Origin of the sequence: 'Vigna radiata' phytoplasma, assembly GCF_030586915.1 — a bacterium.
Lineage (GTDB): Bacteria > Bacillota_I > Bacilli_A > Acholeplasmatales > Acholeplasmataceae > Phytoplasma > Phytoplasma australasiaticum.
This window is the reverse complement of sequence record NZ_JAOSIS010000033.1, coordinates 1-2,480: the sequence shown is the minus strand read 5'-3', so window position 1 is coordinate 2,480 and position 2,480 is coordinate 1. Positions and strand designations below refer to the sequence as shown.

The 2,480-nt window shown below is 46.0% G+C and carries 1 tRNA gene and 2 rRNA genes (1 of these 3 running past the window's edge); all 3 read left to right on the top strand.

What is annotated here, in order from left to right:
- Positions 1-2,157: ribosomal RNA gene (locus OC710_RS02435) — 23S ribosomal RNA — on the top strand (it extends 821 nt beyond the left edge of the window).
- 39 nt (positions 2,158-2,196) lie between these two features.
- A 5S ribosomal RNA gene (gene rrf / locus OC710_RS02430) occupies positions 2,197-2,312 on the top strand.
- An 11-nt stretch (positions 2,313-2,323) separates the two neighbouring features.
- Positions 2,324-2,399, top strand: a tRNA-Val gene (locus OC710_RS02425).
- Positions 2,400-2,480: the final 81 nt, after the last annotated feature.

The following is a 2,480-nucleotide window of genomic DNA, read 5'->3' as shown; positions in this document are numbered from 1 at the left end:
CCGCGTCATGGAGGGCCGAACCAGGACACGTTGAAAAGTGTTTGGATGATTTGTGGCTAGAGGTGAAATTCCAATCGAACTCAGAGATAGCTGGTTCTCCCCGAAATAGCTTTAGGGCTAGCGTTGGGTATTTAATAGTTCTTGAAGGTAGAGCACTAAATGAGTGCGGGCTCCACCTCGGGGTACCAATCTCAATTAAACTCCGAATGTCAAGAACCGTATCCCAGCAGTCAGACGATGGGTGATAAGGTCCATGGTCAAAAGGGAAAGAGCCCAGACCGTCAGCTAAGGTCCCTAAATTAATGTTAAGTGGTTAAGGAAGTAAAAACGTTAAAACAATTAGGAAGTTGGCTTAGAAGCAGCCATCTTTTAAAGAGTGCGTAATAGCTCACTAATCTAATATTTTTGCACCGAAAATGTAACGGGGCTAAACATTATACCGAAGCTACGGATATGTTCCGGCTAGTAATAGCTAAGGAACATGTGGTAGGGGAAGCGTTCTAACATCGTAGAAGCTATAGCGGAAGCAGTAGTGGAGAGGTTAGAAGTGAGAATGCCGGTGTAAGTAACGAAAAGATAGATGAGAATTCTATCCGTCGAAAACCCAAGGTTTCCAGGGGCAGGGTCGTCCGCCCTGGGTTAGTCAGGAACTAAGGCGAGGCAGCAATGCGTAGTCGATGACCAGCAGGCTAAAATTCCTGCACTAAAAAAATCACTGATGGAGGGACAAAAGAGGATAAGCACGCCCTTTATTGGATTAGGGTCGAAAAATCGAGTTTGAGAAGATAGGCAAATCCGTCTTCTTACTTGCCAAAAAATGAGATTTGAGGGTAACGTGACTGTGTTCATATTTTCTAGAAAAGCTTCTAGGGTTAATGATTTTTTTACCTGTACCGTAAACCGACACAGGTGGGAAGGTAGAGTATACTAAGACGCGCGAGAAAACTCTTGTTAAGGAACTCGGCAAAATGACTCCGTAACTTCGGGATAAGGAGAGCTTTTATGATAAAAAGTAAAAGCCGCAGAGAATAGGCCCAAGCGACTGTTTATCAAAAACACAGGTCTCTGCTAAACCGTAAGGTGATGTATAGGGGCTGATGCCTGCCCGGTGCTGGAAGATTAAGAGGAGATGTTCGGGCTTGCCCAAAGCATTGAATTGAAGTCCCAGTGAACGGCGGCCGTAACTATAACGGTCCTAAGGTAGCGAAATTCCTTGTCGGGTAAATTCCGACCTGCACGAAAGGCATAACGATTTGGGCGCTGTCTCAACAAGAGTCTCGGTGAAATCAAATTACCGGTGAAAATGCCGGTTACCCGCGACAGGACGAAAAGACCCCATGGAGCTTTACTGTAGCTTAATATTGGAATTGGAAATCTCATGTACAGGATAGGTGGGAGACAGAGAACTTTAGACGCTAGTTTAAAGGGAGTCACCGGTGGGATACCACTCTTGAGATTTTTAGTTTCTAACCTGCATAAGTGGATTATGAGGGACAGTGTTTGGTGGGCAGTTTGACTGGGGCGGTCGCCTCCTAAAAAGTAACGGAGGCGTTCAAAGGTTCCCTCAAAATGGTCAGAAATCATTTTTAGAGCGTAAAGGTATAAGGGAGCTTGACTGTGAGACCTACAAGTCGAGCAGGGACGAAAGTCGGACTTAGTGATCTTGCGGTACCGAATGGAAGGGCCGTGACTCAACGGATAAAAGCTACCCTGGGGATAACAGCCTTATCGCCCCCGAGCGTTCACAGCGACGGGGCGGTTTGGGACCTCGATGTCGGCTCATCGCATCCTGGAGCTGGAGCAGGTTCCAAGGGTTGGGCTGTTCGCCCATTAAAGCGGTACGCGAGCTGGGTTCAGAACGTCGTGAGACAGTTCGGTCTCTATCCGTCGTGGGCGTTGGAAATTTGCGAGGAACTGTCCCTAGTATGAGAAGACCGGGATGGATATACCGCTGGTGCACCAGTTGGTTCGCCAGAGCCATAGCTGGGTAGCTATGTATAGTATGGATAAACACTGAAAGCATCTAAGTGTGAAGCCTCCCTCAAGATGAGATTTCCCTAAGAGATCCCTGAAAGACGATCAGGTTGATAGGCTAGAAGTGGAAGAGTAGTGATATTTGGAGCTGACTAGTACTAATAGATCCAACGACTTTGATGATAATGGAAAATAACTAGAATTTGCCTAGTTTTGAGAGATTCCGGGTGATTTAACACAGGGGGTCCACCTGTTCCCATCCCGAACACAGCAGTTAAGACCTGTGGTCCCCACAATAGTAATTCATTTGGATTGCCAAGATAGGGGTTTGCCCGGAATTATTTGTAGTAGAGAATTAGCTCAGCTGGGAGAGCGTCTGCCTTACAAGCAGAAGGTCGGGGGTTCGATCCCCTCATTCTCTACCAAAACCGGAAACTTAAGAAGTAAATTTTTAAGATTTTTAGGTAATTATAAGTTTTTAGGTAATTATAAGTGTTATTTAAGCC